This window comes from Acinetobacter sp. ANC 4648, from assembly GCF_002135345.1.
GTDB lineage: Bacteria > Pseudomonadota > Gammaproteobacteria > Pseudomonadales > Moraxellaceae > Acinetobacter.
This window is the reverse complement of sequence record NZ_NEGI01000003.1, coordinates 248,466-265,336: the sequence shown is the minus strand read 5'-3', so window position 1 is coordinate 265,336 and position 16,871 is coordinate 248,466. Positions and strand designations below refer to the sequence as shown.

Below are 16,871 nucleotides of genomic sequence, written 5' to 3'. Positions count from 1 at the left end.
CTCTATTACTCTATTCGATACTTTTGCGTTTACCAGAAATACGGTACCAGTTTTCATCACGCTTTTCGACTTCTAATATATCAAAAAATTCAGAATAAACACTAGAAACATCAGCAACTTGCTCTTCAATTACACCAGCAAGTGCGAACTCTCCTTCAGATTTAATTAAAGTTGAGAACTCTTTCGCAAGTGACATGAGTGGGCCTGCGAGAATATTGGCAACATGAATATCTGCTTGTTTACCTTTAAAGGTTTGATTGAATTCCTCGGGTAAGCCAACATATAATTTTTCAAGAACACCGTTAAGTTCTGCATTTTGTTTTGTCGCAAGTACGGCTTGAGGGTCGATATCCGTTGCATAGACTTTTTTCGCACCCAATAATAAGGCAGCAACGCCTAAAATACCTGAACCGCAACCATAGTCGATGACAATTTTATCTTTGACATCTGTTTTTCCGAGCCATTGTAGGCAAAGGAAAGTGCTCGCATGGTTACCGGTACCAAATGCTAAGCCGGGATCTAGTTTAATATTGACGGCATCGGCATCGGGTGCTTCCATCCATTCAGGGACAATCCAGAACTTTTCACTGATCTGAATTGGCTCATAGGCATCCATCCATGTGCGTTCCCATGCTTGATCTTCTAGGAATTCATGACGTAAAGGTGCATCTGGTAGTTGAGTGCGAATAAATGTTTCAAGTGCTGCAACATCAATTTCTTCATCATCTTCCTGTGCATAGATACCTGTAACAATGACATGGTTCCAAAGCGGTGTTTCACCTGGAAGTGGTTCAAGTAAATCCTGATTTTCAGCATCATCTAAAGTTACACCGCCCGCACCTAAAGAGTTAAGTAGTGTTTCTGTGTAATCGACTTGCGCTTGTTCAACAGTAATATGAATTTGTAACCACTTCACGAGAATAACCTAATGTATATTTTCAACTGGTGGGTATTGTAGCGGAAACCAAGCAGCTTCGCTTATATTCAAGCAAAAAATAAGAGAATGACTAAAGTCATTCTCTTATTGGGGGTAAACCTAGAGAGGTCTAGTTGGTTTGTAATTGAATTTTTTTGTTCATGGTGAACTTGCTTAATAAGGTTCCAAAAATGGCAGCAAAGATATACATGAAAATTGAATATACTGCAGCAGGCATGGCAATGGTTGAATTGACCATGACTGTTAAAGCAATGGTCATGGCTAAAGTACTGTTGTGAATTCCAATTTCAAAAGCGCAGGCGCGTGCTTGTGCACTATTAATACCCATAAAGCGTGGTACAAAATAACCAATGATTAAGCTGCAGATACAGAAAATGACCGTTGCTAGGCCTACTTGGGTTATATATTCTAAAATTTGATGTCGTTCTTTAGTAATTGCACCAATAATAATTAAAACTAAAAACACCACGGCAAAAATTCGGAGTGGTTTGTTCAGTTTCTCTGTAAATCGTGGAGCAAAATGTCGAATTAGCATGCCGATGCAAACGGGGACAATAATAATGGCAAAAACTTGTAAAATTTTACTGAGTTGTAAGCTAATTTGTTGACCATCATTCATGAAGTGTTGAATAGAAAAATTGACAATTAAGGGTAAGGTAAAGGCGGCGACCACAGAGTTAATTGCAGTTAATGTGATATTCAGTGCAATATCACCTTTAAATAGATAGCTAAATAAATTTGCAGTGCTTCCGCCAGGTGAGGCTGCGAGTAGCATTAAACCAACTGCAAGAAGTGGAGGAAGTGCTAATACTTTGCAGATCACAAAAGCAATGCTGACTAACACCACTAGCTGACAGAATAAAGCAATTAAAACAGCTTTAGGGTGTTGAGTAACCCGTGCAAAGTCTTTTGGAGTAAGTTCTAACCCTAAGCCGACCATAATAATTGCCAGTGCTAAGGGAAGTAATATGGTAATAATCCCTGAATCCATACTTTTTATCCTTTATTATCTTAAAAATTATTTTCTTATTCTTTGAATATATGTGTTTTTTTTAAACTTGCAAATATATTAATTATAAATCGCGATACTCACTTGAAGGATATTTCAGGTTTTTAATTAAGACGATGGTTTGATATGAATAATCAATAAATGTGTTCGCTGATTTTGGATGGTCTTAATTTTTAATGGTCTACATAAATTATTAAATAGAAAAGTGGTTATATGCATATAACCACTTTTCTAAGGTTAATTACAGTGCAGCGGTTAGGTGCTAACTTTGATGTGGAGCTGGTGGCATGAATTGTAGTTTGCCATGCGCGTTCGGTTGGCAGGTACCATTGTATAGCACACCTTTGTAGTTGTAAGAGACCCATTCACCTTGTTTTTTCTTGTGACAGACTTTCATTTGAAGCTGGGTCATCGCATTATGTGTTTCAGTTTTACTTGTTTTGTGTTGAGCAGCATTGGCATAAGTAAAACTCATTAAACACATGAGTGAAATAGAAAACGCTTTTAATGCAATATTTTTCATTACAATATCCTTTTATAAAGTTGGATGATTGTTGAGGTTTGGGAACGGTTGATAATTATATTTTATGAATCATCAGCTTAAAAGTTAATCTATTTTAAGGTGATATTCATAGTGAGAATTGTCATAACAATGTATGCAGTTGTCTATTTTGTGTAGACAATTTTGAAAAACAAATATAAGACAAGCTAATTTTTTGCTATAATATGCAGTCATTTTTTTTATCGCTCAAACCATTATGCATTATCCTAAAGTTTACGATGTCATTGTTATCGGTGGCGGTCACGCAGGTACGGAAGCAGCGCTTGCTGCGGCGCGTATGGGCCGACAGACTTTACTTCTAACCCATAATATCGAGACTTTAGGGCAGATGAGCTGTAATCCAGCCATCGGTGGTATTGGTAAATCACATTTAGTCCGTGAGATTGATGCTTTAGGCGGCGCAATGGCGTTGGCTGCGGATAAGAGCGGCATTCAATTCCGTATTTTGAATTCTCGTAAAGGTGCAGCAGTACGTGCAACACGTGCCCAAGCTGACCGTGTACGCTTTAAAGCAGCAATTCGAGAAACCCTAGAAAATCAAGCCAACTTAGATATTTTTCAGCAATCTGCCGATGATCTCATTGTAGAAGGCGATACCGTTAAAGGTGTTGTGACTCAGATGGGGATTCGCTTTGATGCGAAAACCGTAGTTCTAACAACAGGTACATTCTTAGGTGGTGTGATTCACGTAGGACTCGAAAAATCGAGTGGTGGTCGTGCGGGTGATCCACCGTCAATTTCATTGGCTGCACGTTTACGTGAGTTAAATCTTCCAGTGGGTCGTTTAAAAACAGGTACGCCGCCACGTATTGATGCGCGTTCTGTTGATTTTTCTGTAATGACACCACAGCCGGGTGATTTTCCATCGCCAACCATGTCATTCATGGGCGATGCTTCTATGCATCCTGAACAAGTGAATTGTTATATCACTCATACCAATGAGCGTACTCATGAAATTATTCGTGGTGGTTTAGATCGTTCACCAATGTACACAGGTGTGATTGAAGGGGTTGGTCCACGTTACTGCCCATCTATTGAAGATAAAATTCATAAATTTGCGGATAAAGATTCACATCAAGTGTTCCTTGAGCCAGAAGGCTTGGAAACACACGAGCTTTATCCAAATGGTATTTCGACATCTTTGCCCTTTGATGTTCAGTTTGAATTGGTGCGTTCAATTCGTGGTATGGAGAATGCACACATTCTGCGTCCAGGTTATGCGATCGAGTATGACTACTTTAATCCACAAGCATTGAAGTTCTCTTTAGAAACCAAAGCCATTAATAACCTGTATTTTGCTGGTCAAATTAACGGTACGACAGGTTATGAAGAGGCAGGTGCTCAAGGTTTGCTTGCAGGCTTAAATGCTGCACGTCGTGCATGGGATCAAGAGCAATGGACACCTAAACGTGATGAAGCGTATATGGGTGTGTTGGTTGATGATTTGATTACGTTAGGTACGAAAGAACCTTACCGTATGTTTACTTCGCGTGCGGAATATCGCTTGATGTTACGTGAGGACAATGCAGATCAGCGTTTAACTGCAATTGGCCGTGAGCTTGGTTTGGTTGATGATACGCGTTGGGCAGCTTACTGTGAAAAAATAGAAGCAGTAGAGAAAGAAACGGGTCGTTTACAGCATTTATGGGCTGCACCGAATAATCCAATGGGTAAAAAATTCGTTGAAATGACGGGTGCAGATCTTTCTAAAGAATGTTCTGCGATTGATTTATTGAAACGTCCAAATATTAATTTTGCTCAAATTGCGGAACTTACAGGTTCTGAAGTTTCTGCTTTTGTGGGCGAGCAAATTGAAATTGCAGTGAAATATGCAGGTTATATCAACCGTCAACATGAAGATGTTGCACAGATGAAACGCCTTGAAGATACGAAAATTCCTGCTAATTTTGATTATGACATCGTATCAGGTTTGTCGCGTGAAATTACATTGAAGCTGAAAGATGTACGACCTGAGACTTTAGCGCAAGCAAGTCGTATTCCAGGTGTTACACCTGCTGCAGTACAGTTAGTCATGATTACTATTCGTAAGAATAATCAAGCGAAAAAATCTGCATGATCATTTAAAACCATAAAAAAAGCCTGCTTAAGTAGGCTTTTTTATGGTCCGATAGTTCCATTTATGAATAAGTCAGGATAATTTTCATTACTTAATTTAAATTGATTAAAACTTACCGTTAAATTAATTGAATTGTATGAAGTATTTTGAAGATTAGTATTATTTTCACGACTCCAGAGTGATAAAGGATATTCCATTGATGGTCTATACCACACATCATTAACTAAGTTGTTGACAGTTTTGATATAGACAGTGTTATCGAAAAAAGAGTTTGAGGTAATAAACTCATTAATATTATGGTTAGTAAAAATGTAATATTTATAATTGGAATGGGTCATCGGAATATATTGAGGATTATTTGATAGTTGATATGTAGCATCGTATATACCTGATGTTGGTAATTTAACAAGTGTTGGATTTTGTTGGAGTTGACCTAAAATTACACCTGATAAAGTTAATACTTTCCTATCGTAATCATAAATTTTCGTTTGATTAAAATTGATTTTACTATGACCTGTTTTATGATCTACATCAAATAAAATATTTTCACATGTTGGATACTGTTTATCTCCACAAGTAAATAGTTCAGATAATTCAGGGGTTTTAGTACTTATCCATAATTGTATTTTTGAGGGTTGACTTTTTGACCCATCAAAAAAAACTACAAGTGAGTAATCATGATCAACCTTAAAGTTATAGGTGACTTGATAGCTCTTTAATAAGCTATCATTATCGAGATCAATTAATTGAGCGTAGCGATACACAGGCTGAGTATCATCGGTACTTATTACTTGGGTTGTAAGTGCTTTTTGTTGTGAATTTTCGGCTGAAATATTTAACCGAGAAATAACTTTATTTTCTCTTTTAGATTGGTTTTCATTTCCTAAATTTGAACTATTTTCACCGCAAGCAGTCAGCAACATAGGAAAAGAAAGAAGAGAAATTAAGATTTTATTCATTTGTAGACTATTTTTAGATTTTTCATATTTATAACATTACATGATTTTATATTTAGTTACATTAACTAAATATAAAATGGATAGATTAATTTACCAGCACCTTGTTTTTATAATGCTATAATATTTTTCAAAATCAATAATTTAGAGTGGTAAAGTATTGTGATAAAATAATAGAGTGATGTGTTTGAAATATTTTAAATTTTAGTTGTGATCTAACTTTATAAAAAATATTTCTAAACAGAAATGCTGAAAAAGAAAGCAGTTTTAATTATTTTTAAGTTTTAAAAATCACCGTTATATTGATTTTACATTCAAAACCAGAGGTAAAGCCATGACAATGAAAGCTATCCGTTATAATAGTGGTGAACTCGCATGCTGTACGATGTGATGTATCAACACTTTTTAATTAAGACACATTCAAGTTGTATTGGGGGAAATAGAGTGCAACTTGAATTATAGAGGCGACAACGATAATAAGCATAGCAATATAGTCATAAAATTATAAAGAGCCTCAATGGCTCTTTTTTTATTCTCTAATATTATTCAATTTCATGCACAGCATTAAAAACTTCAACAGGTTCGATCCGAATCAGTTTTTTACCAAAGCTTCTCAGCCACCACACCAATTGTGATGTAAATGGAACATTGGCGCTAACTTGATAAAGCTCAGGGGTGAGTTGTTCAATAGTTTGCGCTTGACTGAGCTGGCTTTCGGTGAAATATATAGCATCATCTTCATTCATGAGTAGCTTTAATTCAATATTTGCTGTCGGTTTAGAAAAATCAACTCTAAAACCAAGTGCACCAGAATCAATATAAACATCAATATCAAAATTAACTGGATGTAGGGCGCGAGAGTCTAAAACAATTGCTGATTTAAACCGATGTAAGGCAAAGGTTTGTACTTCAGATTTATCAAAACGGGTGCAAATTAGATAAATGATGGCACCTTTTTGAACCAAGCCCAGTGGGTTTAAGGTGTAGTTTTTTTCTTCGCCTTGATGTCCACGCGCACGATAAATACATTCAATTTTCTTATCTTGTAATAGTCCTTCATAAATGGCTTGTTGTGCTTGGCGTTCAACGACTGGTGGAATCACAGGTTGACTGGCAGGTACAATTCGAACTCGATTAATCCATTGTCGAACATTATTTTGTGTTGATAAGCTGCGCCGTGCTAAATCAAACCAAGGATTCATTTCATCAATTAGACTGGGTGGGAGGAGGTGTTTGAGATGTTCTTCTACCATCATGAATGTTACAGCTTGTGAGCTGGTCATGTGGGGAAGGCTTTGAATAGGGGCATCTGAACGCCAGCGCCAACCTTGTGGTACCGTTTTATTGCTTTCAATTGGAAAGCGCTGAGAAATTTGATTTAAATCACGCTGAATAGTGCGTAGACTAATTTCAATGCCTTCTCGCTCTAAGCTTTCTTGTAATTCACGGGTGCCTAACCACTTTCCAGTGGAAAGACGGGATAAAATTTGCCATTGACGATATAGGCTATTTGAGGTTTCTTTTTCTTGTAAGGACATAATGAATATAAAATCAGTTAACCGTTAAAAAGAGGAATGGTGCTGCTACACAATAAAAAATATCCTGACATTTCGCAAGAACTATCATCATCAGCTATTTATATTTTGTAGAGTTGAGCTTGGATTAAATGAAATAAAAATCCAAGTAAATACTTGGATTTTTTAAATCTTCTGGTTTATCTGCGAACTGGGCGGCTGCTTAAACGGCAAAGGAGTTCATAGCCAATAGTGCCATTGGCCTCTGCGACATCATCTACCAATCGATCTTTGCCCCAGAGTTCAACTACTGTGCCTAATGTGGCATTTAGGTCAGTGACATCAATGGCAATCATATCCATTGCAACTCGACCAATGATCCGTGTGGGGTGTCCATTAATTGCAACATAGTTTGGTTGGATAAATGCTCGCGGATAGCCGTCGCCGTAACCCACTGATACAATTGCAATGTCTGTTGCTTGTTCTGCACTAAAGGTTGAGCCATAACCAACATTTTCACCGGCTTGAATGTGATTCAATGCAATAATTTCAGCAGTAAAGGTCATCACGGGTTGCAGATCCAGTTCGTGTACAGATTGATCGGCAAATGGTGATGCACCATAAAGCATAATCCCAGGGCGAACAAAATCGAAATTTAATTCAGGCCATTTAAAAATAGCTGCTGAATTACAACATGAACCCATTATAGGTGCGCAGACTTCTTTAACCTGTAAAAACTGATTTTTTTGTTGTTCATTTAATGGGTGATTATCGGCATCAGCATTGGCAAAGTGCATAGTCAATACGCAGGTGAATCCTTCCGCTTTCAGTGTATGAATAATATTGATAATTTCTGGAAATTTAAAGCCTAGGCGATTCATGCCGCTATTCAGTTTGACCCAAACTTTTAGATTTTTGGCTTGGTATGCGGCTTTATGTGTCAGTAACCATTTAACTTGAAGTTGGTGATGTACGATAACGTCAATGTTATTGTTGATGGCAATGGTCATTTCATTTTCAGAAAATGCACCTTCAATCAGTGTGATGGGCTGTGCGTATCCTAGATTGCGAATTTCTAAGGCTTCTTCTAAGCAAGCCACACCAAATGCATCTGTAGAACTTAAGGCTGCGAGACAGTCTTTGATTCCATGTCCGTAAGCATTGGCTTTCACCATGCTGACGATTTTAGCGGTTGGGGCAAGTTGTTTGACACGGTTAAAATTATATTGAAGTGCTGCTTGGTCAATATAAACTGTTGCTTGGCGCACCCTTGTGGCTCCTTAAAGAATTACAAATGCTTAAAACTAGATAATAAAATGCTAGTCATACTTTGTCGGTTGAGAAAATTTAAAATGAAGATTCAATCAAGAAAGATCAGTCTTACATTGGAGGAAATGAGTAATTATTGTAGTCCTATCGGGTAAGAATGGACATGAGTTTAAAGGGTATTTTATTCAGTATTCATTGATAGGAATTAGGTTGAATTGGATGTAATTTAAAAATCTAAATTCTAAAAATGACTTTAAAAAACGGACAAATTTCTGTCCGTTTATTTACATCACTTTTAGTTTATTCATCATCATTGTATTGAGAATAATACTCAGGTGATAAATTACTAAAACGAGTGTATTGACCTTCAAATGCCAATCGGACTGTCCCAATTGGACCATTACGTTGCTTGCCAATGATAATTTCAGCCGTGCCAGCCTCTTTGGATTCTTTGTTGTAGACTTCGTCACGATAAATGAACATGATTAAGTCAGCATCCTGCTCGATCGCACCTGACTCACGTAAATCGGACATCACAGGACGTTTATTTGGGCGGTTCTCCAAAGCACGGTTTAACTGAGATAGTGCAATGACTGGGCACATCATTTCTTTTGCTAAGGCTTTTAAACTACGGGAAATTTCTGAAATCTCACCGACACGGTTGTCACCCATTCCAGGGACTTTCATTAATTGTAGATAGTCGACCATAATGCAGCCAAGCTTACCACCGTGTTGTTTGGCAATACGACGTGCGCGTGAACGCAATTCGGTGGGTGGTAGAGCGGAGGAGTCGTCGATATAAAGATGCTTCTCTTGTAATTGTAAGATGGTTCCAGTGACCTTAGACCATTCCTCTCCATCCAATTTACCTGAACGTAAATGACCTTGATGGACTTTACCATAGGCAGAAATCAGACGCATAGCGATGGAATCTGCGGGCATCTCCATTGAGAATACCAAGGCTGGTAGGTCGCAGTTGAATAAGACACTTTCCACTAAATTCATGGCAAAGGTGGTTTTACCCATGGATGGTCGAGCAGCGACAATAATCAGGTCGCCAGCTTGCATCCCTGAAGTTTTGTTATCTAACTCCATAAATCCTGAAGTTAAACCGGTAATACTGCCTTCCATTTGTGAAAGTTCATTCAGCTTATCAAATACATCAGCAACAACGGCTGAAATAGCTTTTGGTCCTTGTGCTCTAGCATTATTATTGTGTTGTTCTGCAATTGAAAAAATATTGGTTTCAGCTAGATCTAAAATTTCACTGACTTCACGACCTTTGGTGTCATAGGCATTTTGTAAAATTTCATTACCGACTTTAATCATGCTTCTGAGTGTTGAAAATTCACGAATTTTATGGGCATAGGTTTCTAGGTTATAGAAACTGGATGGCGAATCTGCCATCAATTGCATTAAATATTCTTCACCGCCGATTGCGTCGAGTAAGTTTTGTTTGATTAGCCAATCATTTACCAATACTGCATCGTAAGGTGAGCTTTCTTGAGCCAGTTTTTCAATCGCACGGAAAATATATTTATGTCGGGTCGCATAGAAATCATTTTCATGCAGTGCATCACTGACTTGTTCAAATGATTCGGCAACTGTCATGAGCGCAGCCAGCACCGCTTGTTCAATCGCCAAGTTGTGCGGTGGCGTACGAAATTCCTTTAACTGTGCAGGGTTACTGGTTTTTGCATCAGTTTTAAAAGTATTTGTAGAAGCAGGGGCGGGTGCCTGAGACATATAAAACCTTGATTTTTAATAATAAAATAAATTTTCAATACGTACTTTCTCACTTGCTTGTATTTAAGCAAAAGTGAGTGAAGAGCTTAACAGATTTATCAATAATGAGGTGTGATACTGAGTTGGAAAATAAAATTAAGATGGAAGAATTTAAAACTTACAGATAAAAAAAGAGCATGCAAAGCATGCTCTTTTTTTTGCAAAAATTACTCAGCTACGATAGTAACGAGAACTTCAGCAGCAACATCATGGTGCAATTGGATTGCGATGTTGAATTCACCAGTATGACGAAGTGCGCCATTTGGTAAACGAACTTCTGCACGGTCTACAGTAAGACCAGCATTGGTTAACGCGTCAGCGATGTCACGTGTACCGATAGAACCAAATAATTTACCTTCATCACCAGCTTTCGCAGTGATTACAATATTTACTTCGTTCAATTGGTCAGCACGTGCTTGAGCAGCAGCTAATACTTCAGCTTCTTGTTTCTCAAGTTCAGCACGACGAGTTTCAAAAGCAGCAGTGTTTGACTCAGTCGCAGCAACTGCTTTACCTTGAGGGATAAGGAAGTTACGGCCGTAACCAGCTTTAACTGAAACTTTATCGCCTAATTTACCAAGGTTTTTAATGCGTTGTAATAAAATAATATCCACAGCTCAACCTCACTTATGATTGTCAGTGTAAGGGATCAATGACAAGTAGCGAGCTTGTTTAATAGCAAGCGCTAATTGACGTTGGTAACGAGCTTTAGTACCTGTAATACGGCTAGGAACAATTTTGCCGTTTTCAGTAATGTACTGTTTTAAAGTATCGATATCTTTGTAGTCGATGTATGCAACTTTCTCAGCTGTAAAGCGGCAGAACTTGCGACGACGGTAAAAACGTGCCATTTATGTTCTCCTTAAGCTTCAGCAGAGTCTTGAGTTTGTTGTGCTTCTTCGCGTTGAGCTTTACGCGCACGCTTTTCTTCAGCACTTTTAGCAAGCAATGACTCTTCAGTGATTGCATTTTCACGACGAATAATAACATTACGAAGGATTGCATCGTTATAACGGAACAATTCTTCTAATTCATTAAGCGTAGTTTGACCACATTCAACGTTCATTAAAATGTAGTGTGCTTTATGAATTTTGTTAATTGGGTAAGCCAATTGACGGCGGCCCCAATCTTCTAAGCGGTGAATTTGACCTTCAGCATCTTTGATGTGAGAAATGTAACGTTCTACCATTCCTACAACTTGATCGCTTTGGTCTGGATGTACCAGAATTACGATTTCGTAGTGACGCATTGTCAGCTCCTTACGGTTTATGCAGCCTCAAATTTTAAAATAAAACTTGAAGCAAGGAGTCACAACCAAAATACATTGGCTGAGCCGCAAAAATTGCGAGCGCTGATTATAAGGAATATGGCGTTTTTTAGCAATCTTATTCAGAATATTTGTTGTATAACTTTAGGCTAGGTATTTGAAATATCGACTGCATTCTTTTATTTAGAGTGGCTCTGTTAATCAATTTAAATTTTGGTGACAAGATAAGTAACCAGGTATATGAGGCTACGTAGATTAGCTATATGCGAAGTATTTTGCTAGAGCTTTAAAATTGATTGTAATATTTTCGATGATTTTTTTAAAATAATCTGCTTAATTTTAATGTGGTGCGAGAGACTAGAGTATTTTCTCTGAATTATAAATCATCATCAGGTGTTGGTATTCTGTATGTAGTTAGTTGCTGTGAAAAAGTTAGCATATTTTACATGTTGTTTTATTTAGATTATATGAAAATAATCCGCTAACATTAGAAAAGAAAAAGGATGGATATAATAGATGAAAAAAAGATAGAGAGAACTCTATCTTTTTTTTTAGAAAATTGGCAGATGTGGTGCAGGAGAGACGTAGCTAAAGCTAAAACTAAAACTCAGTGCTGTAATTAAGATTACAGAATATAAGAAATAGCGTTTTGCCCAAATTTGATCATTTTCAGCTTTGAAGCCGATAATCGATAAATAAACCCAATAAGCACTCAGTGCATTAAAAATAATCAGAAAGATTACATTGGTATAGCCAAAACAATACAATCCATTTAACACTGCAGCAAATAACAAAACATAAATCAAACTTTCAACTTTGGTTCGATAGATGGAGCGTGCGACAGGTAAAATTGGAATGCCTGCATTTTTATAGTCATCGAAACGATATATTGCAATTCCCCATGAATGTGGCATTTGCCAAAGAGCATACGCTAAAAAGATTAGCAAAGCGGCAACATCAAATTCATTCGAAACAGCAGTATAACCAATCACAGGAGGGCTTGCGCCAGAAATACTACCAATCACTGTTTGGTGGATGGTGGTACGTTTACTCCATAGACTATAAAAAATCACATAAACCACAAAACCCAGTACTGCGAAACCAAAGGCATAAGTATTAACAAAAAACCATAATAAGCCGAAGCCGATCAAACCAAGGACTGCAGAAAAGGCCAATGCTATGGTTGGACTGATGGTTTTTTGGACTAATGCTCGATTCATCGTCCGTTGCATTTTTTGATCAATATCTTGATCAATCACGTTATTGACGACGCAACCAGAGGCAACCACAAGTGTTGTACCAAGTAAGGTAATCAGGAGGAGAAGGAAATCTACTGAACCTTGAGCGGCTAAGAAAAAGCCGCCCAAAGTGGTAACAAAGTTACCAAAGAGAATTCCTGGTTTAGTCAGGAATAAATACTTTTTAAACATAATGATCAGTTTAGATCATCATGTTTGAATGTAAGTAATTCATAATCCATACTGAACCAACTAAAAGTACCGCAATAGTTAGAATCGTATAGATAAATGCAATCACGTTCCAGCGTTGTTCAGATGACGAGTTCATGTGTAAAAAGAACACTAACTGTACAAGTACCTGAGCAACTGCGGTAATCGCAATTGTCGCAATAATAGCACCACGGCTAAAATCTTCAGTATGCATTGCCATATAGAATGGAACAATAGTCAATAAAACTGAAAGAATAAAGCCGATAGTATATTGCTTAACGTTACCGTGAGATGCACCAGCGGCATTATGATCATGGCTCATTATACAACTCCTAACAAGTAAACTACGCTGAATACGCAGATCCACACGATGTCAAGGAAGTGCCAGAACAAGCTTAAACATGCGAGACGACGCGTGTTTGCAGTGGTTAAACCATATTTTTTGATTTGCACCATTAATATGATCATCCACACCAAACCAGATGTTACGTGGATACCGTGTGTTCCTACAAGAGTAAAGAACGCAGATAAGAACGCACTGTGGGTTGGACCATGACCAGCATGAACTAAATGATTAAATTCATAAAGTTCCATGCCGATGAATGATGCACCAAAAATAAATGTAACGATAAGCCACAAAATTACTTGGTTAACATTTTTTTTGTAAGAAGCAAGTACTGCAAAACCAAAGGTTACAGAAGAGATAAGGAGCGCAAAAGTTTCAGTTAAAACGAAACCTAATGTGTCACCAAAAAGCTCTTTAGGGCTTGGTGTTCCAGCTGGAATATGACTGCTTAATACAGCGAACGCGATGAAGAGTGTACCGAATAAAATCAAGTCACTCATCAAATAGGTCCAAAAACCAAAGACGGTGATGTCCGTATCATCGTGATGATGTTCATCGTGTCCGTGGTTGTCGTGATGAAGTACTTCAGCCATATCCTTAGTCCTTCTTCAAGTGTTTTTCAAGTAAAGCATAACGTTCGTTTTCGATACGTTCTACTTCAGCAGCAGGTACGTAATAATCCACTTTTTTAGTGAATGAACTTACGATGAAGCTGATCACAGCGCCAAGGAAAGTAATTACGACTAACCACCAGATGTGCCAGATTAAAGCGAAGCCCATTGTGGTAAGGAACATTGCAATAACGAAACCAGCAGCACGGTCTGTAGGCATGTGAATGTCTTCGTACTTAGTTGGACGCGCATATGCTACACCATTTTCTTTGTCAGTCCAGAAACGGTCAATACCGTTACCATTTGGAACTTCAGCAAAGTTATAAAACGGAGCAGGAGATGAAGTTGCCCATTCAAGTGTACGTGCATCCCATGGATCGCCTGTGTGGTCCATGTTGTCATGACGTTGTAAGTAGCCAACGATAATTTGCATAAGGAAACATGCAATACCAATTGCAACCAATACAGAGCCGAAGAAAGCAATCGCCAAGTACGGATCCCATTCTGGATTGTCATAAGTATTCAAGCGACGTGTCATACCCATGAAGCCAAGGATATAAAGTGGAATGAATGCAAAATAGAAACCGAAGAACCAGAACCAGAAAGATGCTTTGCCCCAAGCTTCACTTAACTTCCAACCAAACATTTTTGGCCAGTAGAACGTGATACCCGCAAACATACCAAATACAACACCACCAATAATTACGTTATGGAAGTGAGCAATTAGGAATAGTGAGTTATGTACCAAGAAGTCAGCTGGTGGAACAGCCATTAACACACCCGTTAAACCACCAATACCGAAGGTAATCAGGAAGCCAAGTGTCCAGTACATCGGGGTGGTAAAAGTGATACGACCTTTATACATGGTGAATAACCATGAGAAGATTTTCACACCTGTCGGGATTGCAATAACCATGGTCATGATGCCGAAGAACGCATTAACGTTAGCACCTGCACCCATGGTGAAGAAATGGTGAACCCATACCACGAACGCAAGAACTGTGATCGCGATAGTTGCATATACCATTGATTTGTAACCAAACAATGATTTACGGCTAAATACAGAGGTTACTTCAGAGAAAATACCAAAAGCAGGTAAAATCAAGATGTAAACTTCTGGGTGACCCCAAGTCCAAATCAAGTTCACATACAGCATTGGGCTACCGCCAAGCTCATTGGTGAAGAAGTGGAAGTCGAAGTAACGGTCAAGTGTTAACATTGCAATTGTTGCAGTTAATACAGGGAAAGAGGCAATGATCAATACTGCTGTACAAAGTGCAGTCCAAGTAAAGATCGGCATATCCATTAGGCTCATGCCAGGCGCACGCATTTTAATGATGGTAACAAAGAAGTTAACACCGGTTAAGAGCGTACCTAGACCTGAAATTTGCAGTGCCCAAATATAGTAGTCAACACCTACACCAGGAGAATATTGAATGCCTGACAGTGGAGGGTAAGCCATCCAACCTGTTGCGGCAAATTCACCTAATACAAGTGATGCCATCATTAAGCCAGCAGCACCAGCAAATAGCCAGAAGCTTACAGAGTTTAATAATGGGAATGCAACGTCACGTGCACCAATTTGAAGTGGTACAACGATATTCATCATACCGACAACGAGACCCATTGCTACGAAGAAGATCATGATCACACCGTGTGCGGTGAAGATCTGGTCGTAGTGGTCAGGATGTAAGTAACCTTCACCGCCACCTTTTGCAAGGAACAGTTGAAGACGCATCATAATTGCATCTGCGAAACCACGAAGTAGCATCACAACAGATACAAGGATATACATAATACCGATTTTTTTATGGTCTACAGAAGTAAACCAAGTTTTCCAGAGGTAGCCCCATTTTTTAAAATAAGTAATACCGCCAAAAACTGCAATTGCCCCAAGCGCCATAATGACCATGGTTACAAGTACAATCGGCTCTTTTGGGATTGCATCCCAGTTGAGTTTACCTAATAACAACATGTCTTATTCCCCATGAGAAGCATTAACATGTTCAACATTTGCATGTTCAGCACCTTGATGGTCTGCACCATGATAGTTGCTCATGTATTTGTTGATAATGCTTTCAAACAAGTGAGGCTCAACTGAAGAATAATAAGTTACAGGAGTAGGCTTAGTAGGGAATGGACCTTTACGTTCAGCTTCTTCTGCAAGGGCTTTTTCTTCTGGTGTGTGAGCATTGTTAAGCATCGCTTCAATTTGGTGCGTAGAACGATCACCATCTTTAAGAGAATCAAACTCTGCTTTGTCTAAAACAGTTTTTTGAACAGCTTCAGGATTGATTGAAGTGCCGTTACCTGCTTTCACTGCAGCAACCCAACTATTAAAGTCAGCTTCAGTCACACTGTGTGCTTTAAAGCGCATTTGTGTAAAGCCATAACCACTATAGTTCGAAGAGAAACCACGGTATACACCAGGTTCATTTGCTAGCATGTGAAGTTGAGTTTTCATGCCTGCCATAGCATAGATCTGACCAGCTAATTTCGGAATGAAGAATGAGTTCATTGTGAAATTAGAAGTAATATTGAAGTTGACAGGTGTTTTCTCAGGAAAACGTACTTCATTGATTGTTGCAATTTCTTGTTCAGGATAAACAAAAACCCATTTGAACTGTTCAGCAATAACTTGAATAGTTAATGGTGCTTTATCTGATTCTAATGGACGGTAAGGGTCATACTTATGTGAGCCCCACCATGTTAGATATGCAAGAATAGCAATAATAATACATGGGATACCCCAAACAACAATCTCAATTGCTGTAGAGTGTGCCCATGTAGGTTTGTAGTCTGCATCTTTATTTGACGCGCGATATTTCCAACCAAACCATAATGCCATGATTATTGATGGAATAACCACCAAAAGCATTAAATAGATCGCTTTCATCATCAGGTCACTTTGACCTTCTGCTACTGGACCTTTAGAGTTCAGAAGTACCATATCACCACCACACCCTGTTAAAAGTGCGGCAAGCGTTGATAAAGACAATACAGCTAAAATCGTTTGTCTCATTTTACAACCTCGGTGAAGAGTCCCATTCCCTAAATTAATATGGGATAGCGATTAAAGTGTCGCATGAT

Annotated in this window: 16 protein-coding genes; 1 reads left to right on the top strand and 15 read right to left on the bottom strand. The window is 38.3% G+C overall.

The window, feature by feature from the left end; translation table 11 throughout:
* Window positions 1-10 precede the first annotated feature (10 nt).
* The 3 genes from prmA to B9T27_RS07320 all read right to left on the bottom strand — a co-directional run bounded on the left by prmA (window position 11) and on the right by B9T27_RS07320 (window position 2,469).
* On the bottom strand, window positions 11-916 hold the full coding sequence (gene prmA / locus B9T27_RS07330) for a 50S ribosomal protein L11 methyltransferase (protein ID WP_086206191.1): 906 nt from the start codon (window positions 914-916) through the stop codon (window positions 11-13).
* Between the two features lie 130 nt (window positions 917-1,046).
* Window positions 1,047-1,928, bottom strand: coding sequence for a bile acid:sodium symporter family protein (locus B9T27_RS07325; protein WP_086206190.1), 882 nt, complete (start codon window positions 1,926-1,928; stop codon window positions 1,047-1,049).
* A gap of 280 nt (window positions 1,929-2,208) precedes the next feature.
* Window positions 2,209-2,469 carry a hypothetical protein gene (locus B9T27_RS07320; RefSeq protein ID WP_086206189.1) on the bottom strand — a complete coding sequence of 87 codons (261 nt, stop codon included), beginning with the start codon at window positions 2,467-2,469 and terminating at the stop codon, window positions 2,209-2,211.
* 235 nt (window positions 2,470-2,704) lie between these two features.
* Here B9T27_RS07320 and mnmG point away from each other — a divergent pair, with 235 nt between their 5' ends.
* Window positions 2,705-4,585 (top strand): tRNA uridine-5-carboxymethylaminomethyl(34) synthesis enzyme MnmG, encoded by a 1,881-nt coding sequence (mnmG, locus tag B9T27_RS07315; RefSeq protein WP_086206188.1) that lies wholly within the window; start codon window positions 2,705-2,707, stop codon window positions 4,583-4,585.
* Between the two features lie 41 nt (window positions 4,586-4,626).
* Here mnmG and B9T27_RS07310 read toward each other — a convergent pair whose 3' ends face one another.
* From B9T27_RS07310 to cyoA, 12 genes are all read right to left on the bottom strand, one after another.
* Window positions 4,627-5,544 carry a hypothetical protein gene (locus B9T27_RS07310; RefSeq protein ID WP_086206187.1) on the bottom strand — a complete coding sequence of 306 codons (918 nt, stop codon included), beginning with the start codon at window positions 5,542-5,544 and terminating at the stop codon, window positions 4,627-4,629.
* 539 nt (window positions 5,545-6,083) lie between these two features.
* A complete protein-coding gene (locus B9T27_RS07305; protein WP_086206186.1) occupies window positions 6,084-7,079 on the bottom strand; it encodes a helix-turn-helix transcriptional regulator in 996 nt (331 codons plus the stop codon).
* A gap of 176 nt (window positions 7,080-7,255) precedes the next feature.
* On the bottom strand, window positions 7,256-8,323 hold the full coding sequence (alr, locus tag B9T27_RS07300) for an alanine racemase (RefSeq protein ID WP_086206185.1): 1,068 nt from the start codon (window positions 8,321-8,323) through the stop codon (window positions 7,256-7,258).
* A 301-nt stretch (window positions 8,324-8,624) separates the two neighbouring features.
* The gene (dnaB, locus tag B9T27_RS07295) at window positions 8,625-10,070 is read right to left on the bottom strand and encodes a replicative DNA helicase (protein ID WP_086206184.1); all 1,446 of its coding nucleotides are present in this window, start codon (window positions 10,068-10,070) and stop codon (window positions 8,625-8,627) included.
* Between the two features lie 206 nt (window positions 10,071-10,276).
* Window positions 10,277-10,723, bottom strand: coding sequence for a 50S ribosomal protein L9 (gene rplI / locus B9T27_RS07290; protein WP_086206183.1), 447 nt, complete (start codon window positions 10,721-10,723; stop codon window positions 10,277-10,279).
* Between the two features lie 9 nt (window positions 10,724-10,732).
* Window positions 10,733-10,960 carry a 30S ribosomal protein S18 gene (gene rpsR / locus B9T27_RS07285; protein ID WP_004648825.1) on the bottom strand — a complete coding sequence of 76 codons (228 nt, stop codon included), beginning with the start codon at window positions 10,958-10,960 and terminating at the stop codon, window positions 10,733-10,735.
* 11 nt (window positions 10,961-10,971) lie between these two features.
* A complete protein-coding gene (rpsF, locus tag B9T27_RS07280; RefSeq protein ID WP_086206182.1) occupies window positions 10,972-11,358 on the bottom strand; it encodes a 30S ribosomal protein S6 in 387 nt (128 codons plus the stop codon).
* A 569-nt stretch (window positions 11,359-11,927) separates the two neighbouring features.
* Window positions 11,928-12,806 (bottom strand): heme o synthase, encoded by an 879-nt coding sequence (gene cyoE / locus B9T27_RS07275; protein WP_086206181.1) that lies wholly within the window; start codon window positions 12,804-12,806, stop codon window positions 11,928-11,930.
* Between the two features lie 10 nt (window positions 12,807-12,816).
* Window positions 12,817-13,149, bottom strand: a complete 333-nt coding sequence (cyoD, locus tag B9T27_RS07270) for a cytochrome o ubiquinol oxidase subunit IV (RefSeq protein ID WP_171263359.1) — start codon at window positions 13,147-13,149, stop codon at window positions 12,817-12,819.
* Window positions 13,146-13,763 carry a cytochrome o ubiquinol oxidase subunit III gene (gene cyoC / locus B9T27_RS07265; protein WP_086206180.1) on the bottom strand — a complete coding sequence of 206 codons (618 nt, stop codon included), beginning with the start codon at window positions 13,761-13,763 and terminating at the stop codon, window positions 13,146-13,148. The genes cyoD and cyoC overlap by 4 nt, the downstream gene beginning before the upstream one ends.
* A 4-nt stretch (window positions 13,764-13,767) precedes the next feature.
* Window positions 13,768-15,756, bottom strand: a complete 1,989-nt coding sequence (gene cyoB, locus B9T27_RS07260; protein ID WP_086206179.1) for a cytochrome o ubiquinol oxidase subunit I — start codon at window positions 15,754-15,756, stop codon at window positions 13,768-13,770.
* A 3-nt stretch (window positions 15,757-15,759) separates the two neighbouring features.
* On the bottom strand, window positions 15,760-16,803 hold the full coding sequence (gene cyoA, locus B9T27_RS07255; RefSeq protein ID WP_086206178.1) for a ubiquinol oxidase subunit II: 1,044 nt from the start codon (window positions 16,801-16,803) through the stop codon (window positions 15,760-15,762).
* Window positions 16,804-16,871: the final 68 nt, after the last annotated feature.